This window comes from Promicromonospora iranensis, assembly GCF_028994805.1.
GTDB lineage: Bacteria > Actinomycetota > Actinomycetes > Actinomycetales > Cellulomonadaceae > Promicromonospora > Promicromonospora iranensis.
Genome location: NZ_JAJQQP010000001.1, coordinates 474,461 through 491,527, shown reverse-complemented (window position 1 = coordinate 491,527; position 17,067 = coordinate 474,461). Strand labels below are relative to the sequence as shown.

At 72.8% G+C, this 17,067-nt stretch carries 15 protein-coding genes; 9 read left to right on the top strand and 6 right to left on the bottom strand.

Annotation, left to right across the window (positions count from 1 at the left end):
* Positions 1–15 precede the first annotated feature (15 nt).
* The 6 genes from LUM46_RS02120 (at position 16) to LUM46_RS02095 (ending at position 8,539) form a co-directional block, all read left to right on the top strand.
* Entirely contained in the window at positions 16–1,626 is a 1,611-nt protein-coding gene (locus LUM46_RS02120) for an outer membrane protein assembly factor BamB family protein (RefSeq protein ID WP_274991971.1), read from the top strand.
* 44 nt (positions 1,627–1,670) lie between these two features.
* The gene (locus tag LUM46_RS02115) at positions 1,671–3,326 is read left to right on the top strand and encodes an outer membrane protein assembly factor BamB family protein (protein WP_274991970.1); all 1,656 of its coding nucleotides are present in this window, start codon (positions 1,671–1,673) and stop codon (positions 3,324–3,326) included.
* A gap of 30 nt (positions 3,327–3,356) precedes the next feature.
* Complete coding sequence (locus LUM46_RS02110) at positions 3,357–5,012, top strand: outer membrane protein assembly factor BamB family protein (protein ID WP_274991969.1); 1,656 nt, start codon at positions 3,357–3,359, stop codon at positions 5,010–5,012.
* 61 nt (positions 5,013–5,073) lie between these two features.
* Positions 5,074–6,777, top strand: a complete 1,704-nt coding sequence (locus LUM46_RS02105) for an outer membrane protein assembly factor BamB family protein (protein WP_274991968.1) — start codon at positions 5,074–5,076, stop codon at positions 6,775–6,777.
* A 46-nt stretch (positions 6,778–6,823) separates the two neighbouring features.
* Positions 6,824–7,609 (top strand): deoxyribonuclease IV, encoded by a 786-nt coding sequence (locus tag LUM46_RS02100; RefSeq protein WP_274991966.1) that lies wholly within the window; start codon positions 6,824–6,826, stop codon positions 7,607–7,609.
* A 66-nt stretch (positions 7,610–7,675) separates the two neighbouring features.
* A complete protein-coding gene (locus LUM46_RS02095) occupies positions 7,676–8,539 on the top strand; it encodes an NAD-dependent epimerase/dehydratase family protein (protein ID WP_274991964.1) in 864 nt (287 codons plus the stop codon).
* Here the strand turns inward: LUM46_RS02095 and LUM46_RS02090 are convergent.
* The gene (locus LUM46_RS02090; RefSeq protein WP_274991963.1) at positions 8,503–9,411 is read right to left on the bottom strand and encodes a DNA/RNA non-specific endonuclease; all 909 of its coding nucleotides are present in this window, start codon (positions 9,409–9,411) and stop codon (positions 8,503–8,505) included. The genes LUM46_RS02095 and LUM46_RS02090 overlap by 37 nt on opposite strands.
* Before the next feature lie 95 nt (positions 9,412–9,506).
* On the opposite strand from LUM46_RS02090, the gene LUM46_RS02085 reads away from it, so the two are divergent.
* Entirely contained in the window at positions 9,507–12,194 is a 2,688-nt protein-coding gene (locus LUM46_RS02085; RefSeq protein ID WP_274991962.1) for a phosphoenolpyruvate carboxylase, read from the top strand.
* A gap of 42 nt (positions 12,195–12,236) precedes the next feature.
* Positions 12,237–12,986 (top strand): sirohydrochlorin chelatase, encoded by a 750-nt coding sequence (locus tag LUM46_RS02080; protein WP_274991961.1) that lies wholly within the window; start codon positions 12,237–12,239, stop codon positions 12,984–12,986.
* Positions 12,987–13,042: 56 nt separating this feature from the next.
* On the opposite strand, the gene LUM46_RS02075 is transcribed toward LUM46_RS02080, so the two are convergent.
* Complete coding sequence (locus tag LUM46_RS02075; RefSeq protein ID WP_274991959.1) at positions 13,043–13,975, bottom strand: 5'-3' exonuclease; 933 nt, start codon at positions 13,973–13,975, stop codon at positions 13,043–13,045.
* A gap of 138 nt (positions 13,976–14,113) precedes the next feature.
* Here LUM46_RS02075 and LUM46_RS02070 point away from each other — a divergent pair, with 138 nt between their 5' ends.
* The gene (locus tag LUM46_RS02070) at positions 14,114–14,512 is read left to right on the top strand and encodes a hypothetical protein (RefSeq protein ID WP_274991957.1); all 399 of its coding nucleotides are present in this window, start codon (positions 14,114–14,116) and stop codon (positions 14,510–14,512) included.
* A gap of 77 nt (positions 14,513–14,589) precedes the next feature.
* On the opposite strand, the gene LUM46_RS02065 is transcribed toward LUM46_RS02070, so the two are convergent.
* The 4 genes from LUM46_RS02065 to LUM46_RS02050 are packed head-to-tail and all read right to left on the bottom strand — an operon-like array spanning position 14,590 to position 17,008.
* On the bottom strand, positions 14,590–14,985 hold the full coding sequence (locus LUM46_RS02065; protein ID WP_274991955.1) for a fluoride efflux transporter FluC: 396 nt from the start codon (positions 14,983–14,985) through the stop codon (positions 14,590–14,592).
* Entirely contained in the window at positions 14,982–15,458 is a 477-nt protein-coding gene (locus tag LUM46_RS02060) for a fluoride efflux transporter FluC (protein WP_274991953.1), read from the bottom strand. The genes LUM46_RS02065 and LUM46_RS02060 overlap by 4 nt, the downstream gene beginning before the upstream one ends.
* A gap of 50 nt (positions 15,459–15,508) precedes the next feature.
* Positions 15,509–15,970, bottom strand: a complete 462-nt coding sequence (locus LUM46_RS02055; RefSeq protein ID WP_274991951.1) for a universal stress protein — start codon at positions 15,968–15,970, stop codon at positions 15,509–15,511.
* A gap of 24 nt (positions 15,971–15,994) precedes the next feature.
* Positions 15,995–17,008, bottom strand: coding sequence for a sigma-70 family RNA polymerase sigma factor (locus LUM46_RS02050; protein WP_274991949.1), 1,014 nt, complete (start codon positions 17,006–17,008; stop codon positions 15,995–15,997).
* Between the last annotated feature and the right edge of the window lie 59 nt (positions 17,009–17,067).

Below are 17,067 nucleotides of genomic sequence, written 5' to 3'. Positions count from 1 at the left end.
AGGTAGGCTCCCGCCATGGCCCGGCCCGACAAGCAGGATTCCGTCGTCTTCGACCTGGTCGAGGAGAACGGGCCGGACGGCGTCGGCGACGGACCGGGCACCCCTGTCCCGCCCCCGGATCGACCTTCGCTCCTGGTCAGGCTGTCGCGGGTGCCGCGCCGGACCTGGCTGCTCGTCGCCGCCGGCGTCACCGTCGTCGCGGTCACCGTCGCCGCCGTCGACCTGGTGCGGGACGATCGGCGCGAGGACCTCATGCGCACCTCGCCGGTGGGCGTCGCGTCGCTCGCGGCCCGGCCCACGGAGACCTGGACCGTGCCGTTCGACACGCTTGCCGAGCAGGTCCAGGGCATGCCCACGGAGCAGCAGGTGGTGACGATGGGCCGGCTGCTCGTGGTGCCACCGGCGAAGGCGCAGCGGCCGTGGTCGGCCCCATCGCCGGACCGGGGCGAGCCGGTCCTGCCGGGCTTCGAGGACGTCGTGGCCATCGATCCCGAGCGCGGCGAGGTGGTCTGGCGTGTTCCGCTGGGCGAGCGCGCCACCTGCGGCCCGACCGGCTACGACGCATCGACGTCGACCGAGGCGCTGGTGTGCGTGCACGGCGCGGACGATGCGCGCGAGGTGCTCACCATCGCCCCGGACGGGAGCACCAGGGCGCGGTCCGCGGACCTGGCACCGGGCGAGCAGGTGTTCCCGGGACCGGACGGGCTGGTCGCGCGGACCAGCCGGACCGGCGAGCCCGCCCGGGCGGTGCAGTGCGACCCGGCGGTCGGCTGCTCGCCCGAGGCCCTGACCACCGGCCGTGACCTCCTCGTCGTCGCGGAGGACGCCCGGACGGGCACCGCACGCTGGAGGGCCGTCGTCGAGTTCGACCCGATGAACTCGATGAACTGCCAGGCGGCGGTGGAGCCCGGCGACTGGCCGGCCGTCGGGTCGGCCGTCGACACCGACGTGGTCGCCGTCAGAGCGGGGGCCGAGACGGTGGTCGTCGACGGGTGCGGCGTGTCGGCGACCCTGTCGGTGTCGGGCACACGGCTCGACCTGGCCGCCGACGCGGACGGCTCCGTGCCGGCGTGGGTCACGGAGCTCGGTCCCGCCCGCTTCGCCCTGGAGGGCGAGGGGCCCGGCACGACGGTCGTGGACGAGGCCGGTGAGACCCTGCAGACCCTGGACGGCTCGGTGCGGGTCGGGCCGACGTCGCCCGACGCGCCCGACGACCTGTGGTTCGTCACGACGAGGACCGACGGATCGGGGTTCGAGGCGCAGCGCGAGGACGGCTCGGTGGCCTGGTCGGAGCGGTACGGCTGGAGCGTCCTGCTCGCCGGCCGGGACGTGGTGGTCGTGGACCGCGGGAGCTCGGTGGTGGGCCGGGACCGGTCCACCGGTAGGGAGCTCTGGACGTGGGGCCGGGACGACCTGACCGGGCTCACCCGCTACCGGACCCTGACCGACGGTGAGGCGCTGGCGCTCGCGCACCTGTCGCGGGACGGTGGCGGCGAGGGCCGGCTCGTCACTCTCGACCTGGACACCGGCAGGCAGCTCTGGGAGATGCCGATGACCGGCCCGGTGGTCGCCGTCGGCGGGCGCCTCGTCGAGCTCACCCGGGAGGGCCTGCGCGGTCTGGGGTGAGGCTCGCCGGACCGGTTGAACCGCCTGGCGCTACGCTCTGCCGCATGGCGCGCGGGCCGGACGAGGGCGATGCGTTCGTCTTCGACCTGGTCGACGACGACGTGGCCGCCCGCGATGCGCCGACGAGCCCGGACGGGGCGGGTGCGCCGGCCGGTCCGGCGCCCAGCCCTGGCCGGAAGCGGCGGGCGGCCGCACAGGTCGCGGCGGTCCTGGCGATCGTGCTCGGGACCGGGCTCGCCGTCGACGACGCCAGGGACCACGCGCGGAGCGAGCGGATGCGCGACCTTCCCCGCGGTGTCACCGACGTGTCGTCGCCCCTGGCGGAGACCTGGGTGTGGGGTGGCGCGGTCGGCCGCGGCGAGAGCACCACCGACGTCGCGGTGCTCGGCGGCGTGCTGGTGCTCGAGTCCGACGGCGAGCTCGTCGCGCTGGACCCGGCGTCCGGCGAGGAAGCCTGGAGCGTCCCGCTCGGCAGGAACGCGGACTGCGGGCCGATGGTCTCGTCCGTCCGGACCGGGCCGGGGTCGGCAGCGCTGGTGTGCCTGCAGGGGCACGGCGCCGAGCGCGAGGCCATCGCGGTGCGGCCGGGCGGGGAGACGTCCGCCCCGCGTGCCCTCGACGCCGCCGACGCGCGCCGGTACGGGCAGCCCCACGTCGGGCCGGACGGCACGGTGCTGCGCGCGAAGCGGGTGGGGCTGCTCTCGGCGATCGACGTCGGCGATGCCGGGTGCACCGACGTCGGCGAGTGCACCGGGACCGTCGAGGCGGGCCGGGACCTGGTGCTGCGTGCGGAGGACGCGGCAACGGGTGCGGAGCGCTGGACTGCGACCGTCCCGTTCCGGCCGGCGGACGCCACACAGTGCTCCCGCACGTTCGGCGGGTCCTGGGGCGGCTCGGCGAATCGCCTCGTCCTCAGCGGGCAGCTCGCCCCGGACACCTTCGGCGCGCGGGTCGGTGTCGGCCTCGTCGACCTGCAGGGGTGCGGCGTCCAGGCCTCCGTCACGCCGGACGGGGTGGTGCTCGGCACGGAGCTCGAGCCGGGCGGGGGCGGTGTCACCAGGCTCGGTGCGGCCGGATACGCCGCCACGAGCTTCGAGGGCGTCGCTCGCGCCACCCTGTACGCCGCGGACGGCCGGGTCGTCGGCGAGGTCACCGGCTATCCGCTCGGCCCGTGGACCACCGACGAGGCCGGGCCGGCGACGCTGCTCGCGGTGGACGAGCCCGCTCGACGGTTGCGCGCCTACGAGCCGGACGGCACGCCCCGGTGGGACATCGCGCTCCAGTCGGGCGGCCAGCAGTTCCTCGCGCAGGTGGGTGACACGGCGGTGGTGAGCACGGGCGCCGGGAGCGTGCGCGGGCTGGATCTCGCCACCGGCGCGGAGCGGTGGGTGTGGGACGGCTCGGCCCCGGCGTCGGCGGACGACGGCGGCTACTTCGGGAGCGCCCAGGTGGCCCAGGCCTTCACCGACGGCGAGTCGGTGCTGCTGCTGACCGAGGGCGAGGCCGGCGGGACACGAGGGCTGGTGGCGCTCGACGCGGCCTCCGGAGCGGTGGTCTGGGACCGGGCGGGCGGCGGGCCGCTCACCACGCTCGACCCGACGGCCGGCGACACCGTCGAGCAGGGAGTGGTCGGTGACCTGGTGGCCGTCGACGGCAACCTGCTGGAGGTCACCCCGCGCGGCGTGCGTGGTCTCGGGTGAGTGGGACCCGAGCGGCATACGCTCGACCGCATGGCACGTGATCGGGATCCGGGTGGCGCGTTCGTCTTCGACCTGATCGACGACGGCGCGGCCGACCCCGAGGGACCGCTCGCTCCGCCCGGTGCGGGTTCCGGGGGCGAGCAGGACGGTGCCGCGTCCGCGCCCGGCGAGTCGTCGTCGGGCGAGCTGGGCCGACGGGTGCGGGCCGTCGCACCGGCCGCAGCGGTCCTGGCGATCCTGTTCGGCACCGGGCTGGCGCTCGACGGTGCGCGAGACGGCGCACGGATGGACCGGATGCGCGACATGCACGGCGGTGTCGTCGACGTGTCCTCACCGCTCGTCGAGACGTGGAGGTGGGAGGGCGCCGTCGGTTCCCGCCGTGCCCTGGCCGAAGGGCTGGGGGCCGAGGCCGCGGTGCTGGAGGACGTGCTCGTGTTCGAGACGGGCACGGACCTGGTCGCGCTCGACGCGGCGACGGGCGTGGAGGCCTGGATGGTCCCGCTCGGGGCGGATGCCGACTGCGGGCCGATGGGCTCGGCGGGCTGGGGCGAGGTCACGACGACGGGCCTGGTGTGCCTGGTGGGCTCCGGCGCCGACCGGGCGGCCACCGTGGTGGGGCCGGACGGCGTGGTCTCGTCGGAGCGCGTCCTCGATCCGGCGGACGGCCGGCGCTTCGGTGCTGCCCGCCCCGGACCGGACGGCACGGTGCTGCGCGGGGAGCGGGTCGGGCGAGCGCCGACGTCGGGCCTCGGCGACGCGGAGTGCACCGACATGGGGGAGTGCACGGGCACGGTCGAGGCCGGCCAGGACCTCGCGCTCCGTGCCGAGGACGCCCTCACGGGCGAGGAACGCTGGCGGGTGACGATCCCGTTCCGGCCCACACCTGCGAACCAGTGCGCCAACTGGTACGGCACGTCCTGGGACGGGGGACGTACCGCGGTGGACCTGAGCGACATGCTCGACTCCGGCGCCTTCGGCGCGCGGATCTCCGACATGCTGGTCCAGCTGTACGGCTGCGGCATCGAGGCGGCCGTCACCGCGGACGGCGTGCTTCTCGGCACCGAGATCGAGCCCGGGGCAGGCGGCGTGGCGCGCCTCCGCTCCGGCGGGTACACCGGATACATGTTCGACGAGGAGGTGCGGACCGTCCTCTACGACACCGCAGGGGACGCCGTCGGCGAGGTCGACGGGTACGCGGCCGAGCCGGTCGCCGTGGACGGGTCCGGGCCCGACACGTTCGTCGGCGTCGGTGGGCCGGGAGCGCGGACGAGGGCCTACGAGCCGGACGGCACCCTCCGCTGGGAGGTCGAGGAGGGGACGGACAACCAGATGTTCCTCGCGCAGGTCGCGGGGACGGCGGTGATCCTGTCCAGCACCGGGTCGGTCCGTGGGCTGGACCTCCTGACCGGTGAGAAGCGGTGGACGTGGAACGGCTCGGGTTCCGACGAGACGGCCGTGTACGTGTCCCGGGCCTTCACCGACGGCCAGTTCGTGCTCCTGCTCACCGAGAACGGGTACGGCGGTACGGGGCTGGTGTCGCTGGACGCGGTCTCCGGCGAGGTGGCCTGGGAGCAGCACGACGACGCGGCTGACAGCGGGACGGGCGGGCGATTCGGCGGCACGATGATGTCGGTCGACGGCAATCTCGTGGAGGTCAGGCCGGACGGTATCCGCGGCCTCGGCTGAGCGGGCTGCCGGGCGGCCGTTTTCCGTGATGCGCCAGCCGGCCCGGCATACGCTCAGCCTCATGGGACGTGATCCGACGGAGGGTGACGCGGTCGTCTTCGACCTCGTCGAAGGCGACGCGGTCGATGTTCCGTCACCCGCCGTGGAGGGCTCGGGGAACGGTCCTGGCGGTACCCCTGCCGGGGACAGGGCCGGTGACGAGGTCGGTGACGGGGCCTTTGACGGGGCCGGGAGCGACACCCCCGTGGCCATGGCGCCGTTCGGACCGGTCAGGTGGCTGCGCCCGCTGGTTCCGATCGCCGCCGTCGTCGCGATCGCCGTCGGCACGGGATTTGCCCTGGAGGGAGTGCGCGACGCCGAGCGGATGGATCGGATCCGCGAGGTGAACGGTGGCGTCGTGGACCTGTCGGCACCGCTCGAGGAGGTGTGGCAGTGGGAGGGTGACGTCGGTTCCGGTGGTCCCGTCGACGACTGGGGCATGGCTCATGTCGCCGCCCTCGGCGGGCTGCTGGCGTTCGTGTCCGGGGACGAGCTGCTCGCGCTGGACCCCGCAACGGGCGCGGAGATGTGGGCGATCCCGCTCGGTGACGACCCGGACTGCGGGCCGGCCGGCTACCCGGGCTGGGATGCCGTGGACACCGAGACGGTGGTGTGCCTTCAGGGCCGGGGCGGCGAACGTGAGGTCATGACGGTGGGACCGGAGGGCGTCGTGTCCGGTTGGCGCCCCCTCGACGCCGCGGACACGCGCCGGTACGGCTCCGCCCGTCCCGGTCCGGACGGAACGGTGCTGCGGGCCGACCGGGTCGGCCCTGTCTCGGCGATGAACCTGGGCGACGCCGCGTGCTCGCCGTCCGGTGACTGCACGGGGACCGTCGAGTCCGGGCGGGACATCAGGCTGCGTGCCGAGGACGCGGCCACCGGCGCGGAGCGCTGGACCGTCAGCGTTCCGTTTCGCGCCACCGCGGCCGAGGGCTGCAACGTGTGGATGGACGGCGCCTGGGGCGGGGTCTCCGACCCCGTGACCGACGAGAACCTGCTGCAGCCGGACCTGTTCGGGGCTCGGATCGGCTCCGACGTCGTGGCACTGTACGGCTGCGGCGCTGGTGGATCCGTCACGTCGGACGGTGTGCTGTTCCACGGAGCCGACCAGCCAGCACAGAGCCGCGTCACCGGGCTCAGCACCGGAGGCTACGTCGCGGCGGGGCTCGACCTCACGACGTCCTCCGTGCTCTACTCCGCGGACGGTGCGGCGCTCATGACCGCCGACGGCAGCATGACCGAGGCATTGGTGACCACCGGGGCCGGCACCTTGCTGGGCTGGGACGACGGCGCACGCGGCGTGCGCGCCTACGCACCGGACGGGACGCTGCTCTGGGACCGCGTCCTGCGATCGGAGGTCGTTCTGTTCGCCGCCGAGGTCGGCGAGACGGCCGTCGTCCTGACCGACAGCGGTGCGGCACGGGGGCTCAACCTCGCCACCGGTGAGCAGCGGTGGACCCAGGAGCTCTCGGAGGGTGCCGACGAAGCGCCGTGGGGCGCCGGGTTGTTCTTGCTCCGGGCCTTCACCGACGGCCGGCACGTGCTCCTGCTCCTGTCCGACGAGGCAGGCTCCTTCGACCTCGTGTCGCTCGACACCGTGTCGGGCGACCTGGTCTGGGAGGAGCCGATGGCGGATACCGTCAGCCTGCGTCAGAGCGCCGCCCTGCTCGCGGTGGGCGGCCACCTGCTCGCCCTGTCGCCGTCCGGCGTGCACGGCCTGGGCTGACGTGGTCGGCCGTCGCCGTGTGGGTGAGCCGTCCTATGGTGGGGCCATGGTGAAGATCGGCGCGCACGTGGACCTGACCGACGCGATCGGTGCGGCGAAGACGCTCGGCGCGGACACGGTGCAGGTGTTCCTCAGCGACCCACAGGCCTGGAAGGTCCCGGATCTGCCGTACGAGGGTGGCGCGGAGGCGCTCCGGGCCGACGCCGCAGCGGCCGGCCTGGACCTGTACGTGCACGCGCCGTACGTGATCAACGTGGCGTCCACGAACAACCGGATCCGGATCCCGAGCCGCAAGCTGCTGCAGCAGATCATGGACGGCGCCTCCGCGATCGGCGCCAAGGGTGTCGTGGTGCACGGCGGGCACGTCACCGCCAACGACGAGCCGGCCAAGGGCTTCGACAACTGGCGCAAGGCCATCGACGCCCTGGAGACCGACGTCCCGGTGCTCATCGAGAACACCGCGGGTGGGGACTACTCCATGGCCCGGCGCCTGGAGCGGATCGAAGCGCTGTGGGCCGCCGTGACCTCGGCGAACGGTGGCGATAACGTCGGGTTCACGCTCGACACCTGTCACGCCTGGGCGGGCGGCATCGACCTCGCGACGGCAGTCGACCAGATCCGGGCGATCACCGGCCGCATCGACCTGGTGCACGCCAACGACTCGCGCGACGTGGCCGGGTCCGGGGCCGACCGGCACATCAACTTCGGCGCCGGTCAGATCCCCGAGGAGCTGCTGGTCGGGGTGATCGCGGCGGCGGGTGCCCCCGTCATCTGCGAGACCAAGGGTGACATGGCACCCGACATCGCCTGGCTGCGCGAGCGCCTGGGCTGACCCTCGCGGGCGACTCCCGCCGTACCGCTGGTCGAGCCTGTCGAGGCCACCTGACAGGATCGACCCATGGCAACGACGCAGCGAGCAGTGGTCACGGGGGCGAGCGGCAAGCTCGGCCGATTCGTGGTGGAGCACCTGGTGGAGTCGGGCTACGACGTGGTCGCGACCGACCGTGTGGCGTCGCCGCCCGGCAGTCCGGGCGACTTCACCGTCGCCGACCTGACGGACCTCGGCCAGGTGATCGAGCTGCTGTCCGGCGTCGACGAGGGGCGCGCGGCCGACGCCGTCGTGCACCTGTCCGCGATCCCGGCCCCGGGTATGGCGACCAACGCCGCGACCTTCCGCAACAACGTGCCCAGCACGTACAACGTGCTGCGCGCCGCGCAGGTGGTCGGCATCCGGAACGTGGTCACGGCGTCGTCGGAGACGGTGCTCGGGCTGCCGTTCGACGTACCGCCGCCGTACCTTCCGGTGGACGAGGAGTACGACGTGCTGCCGCAGTCCACCTACTCCCTCGGCAAGTCGCTCGAGGAGGAGATGGCCAAGCACTTCACCCGGTGGGACCCGGCGCTGAAGGTCGCCGCCCTGCGGTTCTCGAACGTGATGCGTCCCGAGGACTACTCCCGTTTCCCGTCCTGGCAGGACGACGCCGAGGCGCGGCGCTGGAACCTGTGGGGCTACATCGACGGCCGCGACGGCGCGCAAGCGGTGCGCCGCGCTCTGGAGGCGGACTTCACCGGGTTCGAGGCGTTCGTCATCGCCAACGACGACACGGTGATGGACCGGCCGTCGGCGGACCTGGCCGCCGAGGTGTTCCCGGACGTGCCGCTCCGCCGTCCGCTCGTGGGCCGGGAGACGCTGCTGAGCATCGACAAGGCCCGACGCCTCCTCGGCTACACCCCGAAACACTCCTGGCAGGACAACCCCTGACCCCCGCCGAGGGGGAGGGTGATCTGGTCGCGGGTTCGGATCTCGGACCAGGCTCGGGCTCGCGGGAGGCGGTGGATGGTGATGTCCGTCGGCCGGCTGCCCGACGGCGCCCGGGGCGGCTCCGCGAGCACGTCCGCCCCCGGGAGCGGGCCGAGGCCCAAGCGGGTCAGCGCGGCGACGTCGGCAACCGGCACCTGGTAGGTCCGGAACGGGCCCAGCGGCGGGATGTCGTCCCGGGCCAGGGCCTGGGCGGTGATCTCGTAGAGCTGGGCGTCGTCGAGCTGGGGCGTCTGGTCCAGCACGAACCCCGTGGCCTGCAACGCGTCGCCCGGGCCGACCCACGCCACGATCTTCCAGAACAGGCGCGGGATGCGGACGCCGCGGTAGAGCGGGTCGTCGGCCGAGAAGACCGGTCCGGTCTGCACCGCGATGCGATGGTCATGGGCCGCGGCGTACCGGAGCACGTGGTCCTCGAGCCCGTTCCACAGCTCCTTGGACTGGTTGAACCTGTTCACCTGCGGCGCGGCGTTCGTGTAGGTGAACGTGTCGTGGTTGGCCCGTGCCGCGGTCTCGGCGTCGCCCCAGACCGGGTCGAGGCGCCGGACGAGGTGGCCGCGGTCGAGGGGGTTGCCCGAGTAGAGCTCGCCGCCCGCCTGCTCGGCGGTCGGGACGCGGCCGTCCAGCCGCCACCGGCCCGTGCGGCGCAGGGCAAGGAGCGCGGCGCCGTCGACGACGCACGCTGTCGCCGAGGCGAGCCGACGGCGCGGGTCGAGCAGCACCGAGAAGTGGGTGTAATGGAGGACACGTACCTCGACGGGCGAGACCGGGAGCGGGACGGTGAAACCGAGGAACTCTGCGTCATAACCGGTCACAGGTAGACAGCCAACCAGAGTCGGACTGGTCATGGCCAGACCAACAACCGGACAGGGTGAACGGGCATTGGCAATCTCGTCCTAGGCTCTAGCCCGTGAGTGAATCAACTCAGACCGTTCGCGGCAACGCCCGGCACGAGGTACCCGATCCGCTGCGCGAGGATGTACGCCTTCTGGGCGGACTTCTCGGCAGAATCCTCCGAGAGGACGGGGGCCAGGATCTGCTGGACGATGTCGAACGCCTTCGTGAGCTGACCATCCGTGCCTACGGTGACCCGTCGCCCCGTGCCCTCGACGAGGCGGCGGACCTGGTGGCGTCCTTCACCGTCGAGCGTGCCGAACAGGTCGCTCGTGCCTTCACCTGCTACTTCCACCTCGCCAACCTCGCCGAGGAGTACCACCGCGTCCGCGTGCTGCGCTCCCGCGAGGCCGAGACGACCACCGGTCCGGCGGTCATCGAGGACACGATCCCGGCCGCGTTCGCGCAGCTCACCGAAGAGGTGGGGCGGGAAGAGGCGCTGCGCAGGCTGGGCGAGCTGGAGTTCCGGCCGGTGCTGACGGCACACCCCACCGAGGCACGCCGTCGGGCCATCAGCGGGACCATCCGCCGCGTCTCGGATCTCCTGGCCGAGCGGGACACCCGCCGCCCTGGTGGTGTCACCCTCGTCGAGAACGAGCGGCGCATGCTCGCCGAGATCGACACCATATGGCGCACCGCCCCCGTGCGGACCAGCAAGCCTTCGGTGCTCGACGAGGTCAAGACGGTCATGGGCGTGTTCGACGCCGTGCTCGTGGACGTCTTCGGTGACGTCTATCGGCGTCTCGACGACTGGCTCCTGGCCGACGAAGCGGGTCGTGCCATGCCGGTCGCGAAGCCGTTCGTGAAGCTCGGGACCTGGATCGGCGGCGACCGCGACGGCAACCCCAACGTCACCGCGGAGGTCACCCGGCAGGCAGCGTCCCTGGCGGCGGACCACGCCCTGGCGGCGCTGGAGCGCCTCGCGGTGGAGACCGGACGCAAGCTGACGCTCGACGCCGAGGGCACGACGCCGTCGTCCGACCTCAATGCGCTCTGGCAGCGACTCCGCCAGATGTCCGAGGAGACGGCCCGGCGGGCCGAGGCGGCATCACCGAACGAGCCGCACCGGGCGGTCATGCTGGCCCTCGCGGAGCGGGTCGCCGCCACCCGGACGCGCAATGCCGACCTCGCGTACGCGAACGCCGAGCAGTTCGAGGCCGACCTGATGGTCGTGCAGGACTCGCTGGTGGCCGCCGGCGCGGCCCGCGCCGCCTACGGGGACCTGCAGCGGCTGGTCTGGCAGGTGCAGACCTTCGGGTTCCACCTCGCGGAGCTCGAGGTGCGGCAGCACTCACAGGTGCACGCGGCAGCGCTGGACGAGATCCGCGAGCTGGGTGTCAACGGAGCGCTGAGCGACAAGACCCGTGAGGTGCTCGACACCTACCGCGCGCTCGGCGCCATCCAGCGCCGGTTCGGTGAGCGCGCCGCGCGCCGCTACATCGTCTCGTTCACGCAGGCGCCGGAGCACCTCGCCGCCGTCTACGAGCTGGCGTCGTACGCCTTCGCCGACGACCCCGAGGCGGGGCCCGTGATCGACGCGATCCCGTTGTTCGAGACCTTCGCGGACCTGCAGAACTCGGTGCCGATCCTGGACTCGATGCTGACGCTGCCCGCCGTGCAGAAGCGGCTGGCCGAGAACGGCCGACGCGTCGAGGTGATGCTCGGCTACTCGGACTCGTCCAAGGACGTCGGTCCCGTGGCGGCGACGCTCGCCCTGCACGACGCCCAGTCGCGGATCGCCGAGTGGGCACGCAACAACGACCTGAAGCTCACCCTCTTCCACGGGCGCGGCGGCGCGCTCGGCCGCGGCGGCGGCCCCGCCAACCGCGCGGTGCTCGCCCAGCCGCCGCACTCGGTGGACGGCCGGTTCAAGCTGACCGAGCAGGGCGAGGTCATCCTCGCCCGGTACGGCGACCCCGTCATCGCGTCCCGGCACATCGAGCAGGTGGCCGCGGCGACGCTGCTGGCCTCCGCACCGTCGGTCGAGGAGGTCAACGAGAGCGCCACCGCGAAGTTCGCCCCGCTCGCGCAGGACCTCGACGCGACGTCCCGCAAGCGTTTCCACGAGCTGGTGAAGGCCGACGGGTTCCCGAAGTGGTTCGCGCAGGTCACGCCCCTGGAGGAGGTGGGTCTGCTGCCGATCGGGTCGCGTCCCGCCAAGCGCGGCCTCTCGGTCAACTCGCTCGACGACCTGCGTGCGATCCCCTGGGTCTTCTCCTGGTCCCAGGCCCGTATCAACCTGGCCGGCTGGTACGGCCTGGGCACGGCGCTCGCCGCGTGCGGCGACGTCGAGCTGCTGCGGTCGGCGCGCAACGAGTGGCCGCTGTTCGCGACCCTGCTCGACAACGTCGAGATGTCGCTCGCCAAGACCGACGAGCGGATCGCCGCGCAGTACCTCGCGCTGGGTGACCGCGACGACCTTGCCGCGATGGTGCTGGACGAGCTGCGGCTGACCCGCGAGTGGGTGCTGAAGATCAGCGGCAACGAGTGGCCGCTGGCCTCCAAGCGCGTGCTCGGCCGTGCCGTGCAGCTGCGGTCGCCGTACGTCGACGCCCTCTCGCTGCTGCAGGTCCGCGCACTGCGCGGCCTGCGCACGGGGTCCGACGGTGGCTCCGCGGTCGACGGCGACTACGCCGGCCGGCTGCAGCACCTGTTGCTGCTGACGGTCAACGGTGTCTCGGCGGGTCTGCAGAACACAGGGTGACCTGAACGGCCGATCTCGGCGGTGGCAAGGACCGGTGGACCGATGGGAGAGACGATGGGTGCGGTACTGGTCGGGACGTCGCACGGGACCGACGATCCTGCGGGTCAGGCGGCGGTCCGTGCGCTGCTCGACGGCGTGCGCGCGGCTCGGCCCGCGCTCGACGTGCGCGAGGCGTTCGTGGACGTGCAGCAGCCGGAGGTGGGTGAGGTCCTGGCCGGTGCGGTCGGTGACGCGGGTTCCGCCGTCGTCGTGCCGCTGCTGTTGTCCACCGGGTACCACGTGCGGCACGACATCGCGCAGGCCGTCACCGCGGTCAACGCCTCCGGCGCGGGCGCGGCGGTCGCTGCGGAACCGCTCGGGCCGCACCCGCTGCTCGTCGACATCCTCGCCGACCGGTACGCCGCCGCTGAGGCCGCGCACGGCCCTTTCCGGTCCGACGACGCGGTGGTGCTCGCCGCCGCCGGCTCCTCGGTGGCAGCGGCCGCCACCGCCGTCGAGGAGGTCACCAGCGCGCTGGCGCAGCGTCTGGGGCGACCCATCACGCCGTCGTACGGGGCGGGCGCAGAACCGCGCGTGCCGGCGGCGGTGACCGCCGCCCGAGCCGCCGGCGCCGCGGCCCGGGTCATCGTCGTGTCCTACCTGCTGGCGCCCGGGTACTTCCTGGACCGCGTGCTGGAGGCGGGCGCCGACGTCGTGACCGACCCGGTCTCCGGCTCGGCCCGAGCCGAGAAGGCCGACCCCCGCCTCGTCCAGGTGGTGCTGGACCGCTACGACGACGCCGTCAGTCCCTGAAGCCACATGTCGGACGCGCAGGTCACTCCCGGTGACCTGAGCGTCCGACGGTGCGCTCAGTCCCAGCCGAAGGCGGTGCGTACCCGCTCGACGCTGGACCTCAGGCCCCACCGGGCGGTCAGCGCTTCCAGCGCCTCCGGGTCGGCGGGAGCCTGGGGCACCGCCGGGTCGAACGCCGGCAGCGGCACGTCCCGTGCCACCTGCACCACGATCGGTGCCACCTGCAGATAGGCGTCGGCCTCCAGCAGGCGACGGCGCTGGGTGGTGGTCAGCCCCTTGTCACCGGCGTCACGGGCCGCAATGATCCCGGCCAGCGTGCCGTACTGGGCGAGCAGCTTGGCGGCCGTCTTCTCGCCGACCCCGGGCACGCCCGGCAGGCCGTCGCTCGGGTCGCCCCGCAGCGTCGCCATGTCCGCGTAGGCCTGCCCCGACGCGACGCCGTACCGCTCGGCCAGGCGCTTCTCGTTCACCACGTCGGGGTCACGGATGCCACGCGCGGGATACAGCACACGCACCCCCGCGCCGTCGTCGACCAGCTGGAACAGGTCGCGGTCTCCCGTGACGATGTCCACCGGGCCGGTGTTCTGCTCGACGGCGCGGGTGGTCAGGGTGCCGATGACGTCGTCCGCCTCGTAGCCGGGTACGCCGACCCGCGCGATGCCGAGCGCCGCGAGCACGTCCACGATGATCGGCACCTGGGCGAGCAGCACCTCGGGCACCTCCTCGATGCCGGTGGTGCCCGGGACCTCCTGCGCGACGCGGTGCGCCTTGTAGCTCGGGATCGCCTCCACGCGGAAGGCGGGGCGCCAGTCGTCGTCCCAGCACGCGACCATCCGGTCGGGACCGTGCGTGGTGGCGAGCCAGGCGACGGTGTCCAGCAGACCACGGACGGCGTTCACGGGCAGGCCGCTGGGCGCTCGCAGCGAGTCGGGGACGCCGAAGAACGCGCGGAAGTACAGCGAGGCGGTATCGAGGAGCATCAGGCTCATGCAGCGAAGCCTGCCACGGCACACCGACACGCGTACGGTGAGCACGCTGGAGGCGCCGTAGGCCGCAGTACGGGAACAATCTGGGGGAAATGGCGCCCGAGCGCCGGTTCAGGCCTGGAGTGCCCGTAGTGTCCGACCATGGAGAGCAAAGAACAGCAGGTGACCGAGGTCATCGAGGGCCTCGGCCTTGGCCTGGCGGCGATCGGCGAGACGCGAGTGACCTCTGCGAAGGCGGACCTCGAGCGTGCGCTGAGCTACGCGTGGTCGAGCTGGGAACACACCAGCGACTACCCGTTGATCGAGCGGGTGCAGAAGCCGGAGAACGAGCTCCGGGCCGGGATCAGCGGGTCGAGCCGGCGGACGAACGCCGCGGTCGTCTGGCGGGAGGGCGACGGCTCGTTCGTCGTCGACATCGCGCTGGTGAACCGGACGCCCGAGGAAGCGGCGCGGTTCGTCGGCGACCGACCGCTCAAGGAGTGGACGCTCCTGGCCGAGCTGTTCCTCGGTGCGATCACGCCTGGCGAGGCGCCGGCCTGAGGGACGACTGTGTGGAGGATGCCCGAGTAAAGAATGCGGAGCGCCGCCGGCGGCGATCGGCGGCGCTCTCGCGTGGGTCAGCCGAACAGGCCGCCCACCGCCATGCCCAGCCCGGCGGCTGTGACGGTCACGGCGAGGGTGCCCAGCGAGTTGGCCAGCGCGAGGCGCAGCCGACCGGACTGGGCAAGGCGCACCGACTCCATGGTGGCCGTGGAGAACGTGGTGAACCCGCCGCACAGTCCCACCGTGAGGGCGAGCAGCAGCACGGAGGCGACGTCTTCCGGGGCGCCCCGCTCGACGAGCGCGAAGGTCAGCGTCGCGAGCACCCCGATGAGGAACGAGCCCACGACGTTCACCACGAACGTGCCCCACGGGAACCCCCCGCTGTGCCGGGCGCGGATCTCGCCGTCGACCATGAACCGGGCAGCGGCGCCCACGCCGCCGCCGGCGGCCACCACGAGCAGCTCGATCATGGGCGTGACCTCTGCTCTCGGTGCCGGTCGGCGCGTGCGGCGATCGCGATCCCGCCGAGGCACGCCGTCGTGCCGCCGACGAGGGTGAGCACGACGTACAGCAGGGCCAGCCCGGCGGCGCCCTGGGTCAGCAGGTGCTGTGTCTCCAGCGCCAGCGCCGAGTAGGTCGTGAACCCGCCCAGGACGCCGGTGCCGATGCCGAGCCGGATCTTCCGCCGCCGGACGGTCTCGCGGCCACGCCGCGAGAGCGCCTCCAGGAGGTAGCCCAGGGCGAACGCGCCCACGAGGTTCACGACGAACGTGCCGACCGGGAACAGGAGCAGCACCGGGACGGCGCCACCGGGCGTGACGGACACCAGGTTCAGCGGAGCCGTCGACCAACCGCTCACCAGGTGGCGGGCGGCCGAGCCACCTGCTCCGCCGAGCGCGACGAGACCGATGTACCGCCAGTCGCGATGTGGCGCTCGCGTCACTCGGTGTGCCCCTTCGTGAACGGTCGACCAGTTGTGGAAGAACCTATCGCTCACGACGTCGATCCCGTCCCGGGAAGGACCACGACGGGGCGCGGCTGGTTGTGAATGAGCCGCCCGGCGACCGTTCCGCCCACGATGTTCGTGGTCCAGCCGCGCAGGCCGGAACGCCGTGCGCCGACGACGATCATGGCGGCCTCCACCTCGTCGGCCACCCGGCCCAGCTCTGCGGCCGGGTCGCCGGCGCCCCGGAGGGCGCTCCACGGCAGGCCGACATCAGCCATCGCCCGGTTCAGCCCCGCCAGGACGTCCGCCCCGTACGCGTCCGAGGACACGGCGATGTCCGGGTCCACCGACACGGTGAACCCTCGTGAGTCCGAGACGGCGGTCTCGTCGACCCACACACATACGAGCTCGATCAGGCTTCCACCCAGGGACTGGACGAGCGACGCTGCCCGCCGAGCCAGGTCCGGGTGCTTGTGGTCAACGCCGACCACCACGGATCGCACAGTCACCCTTGTGAGGGTATGTCCAAACGCCTAGTCGAGGTGGTCCGGCAGGCCGAATCGGGAGAACCACTTCTCCGTGTCGAGAAACGTGGTGATGCCGGTGACGTGCTTGCCGTCGTTCTCCAGCACCACGATCCCCCACGGGAAATGACCGCCCTTCGGGTCCGGCCGGTACTGGGCGAACCCCGGAGTGCCGTTGACGTGGATGGGCACACAGCGGGATCCCTCGCACTCGTGGCCGGGCCCGGTCATCCACGCCTGGATGTTCTCGATGCCCTCCAGCCACATGGCGTACGGCGGCATGTTCATGACCGCGTCCTCGCGGAGGAGGTTGGCCAGCGCCTTCATGTCGTAGCGCTCGAAGGCCGCGACGTACCGCTCCAGCAGCTCGGACTCGTCCGCCGACGGCGGCGCCGAGGGGCCCGACCTGTCCGGCGCCTTGTCGGCGAGCGTGGCGCGTGCCCGCTGCAGCGCACTGTTCACCGAGGCCACCGAGGTGTCGAGCAGCGTCGCGACCTCGGTCGCGGGCCAGCGCAGCACCTCGCGGAGGATGAGCACGGCGCGCTGCTTGGCCGGCAGGTGCTGCAGCGCTGCGACGAACGCCAGGCGTACCGACTCGCGCGCCACGGTCGTGTCCGCAGGGTCGCCGGCACCGGGCAGGACGTGCTCGGTCGGTACGGGTTCCACCCACGCGTACTCGGGCAGCACGGTCGCGAGGCTCTCCTCGACCGGTTCGACCGCGGCGCCGAGACCCATGGGCCGCTCCCGCTTGGCCCGGCTGGAACCCAGCTGGTCGAAGCACACGTTGGTGGCGATCCGGTACAGCCAGGTGCGCAGCGAGGAACGGCCCTCGAACCGCTCGTAGGACCGCCACGCACGCAGGAGGGTCTCCTGTACCGCGTCGTCGGCGTCGAAGGCGCCGCCCAGCAGTCGGTAGCAATATCCGGTGAGCTCGCGGCGGTAGACCTCCAGCTGCGCGGAGAGCTCGTCCGCGGCCAGGGTCTCACCTGTGCTCTGCCGAGGATGTGACGCTGTCTGTGCCATGGATCACACGGTACGCGGCACCACTGACACGCTCCCGTGGATTCGACCGTGGCCGAAGC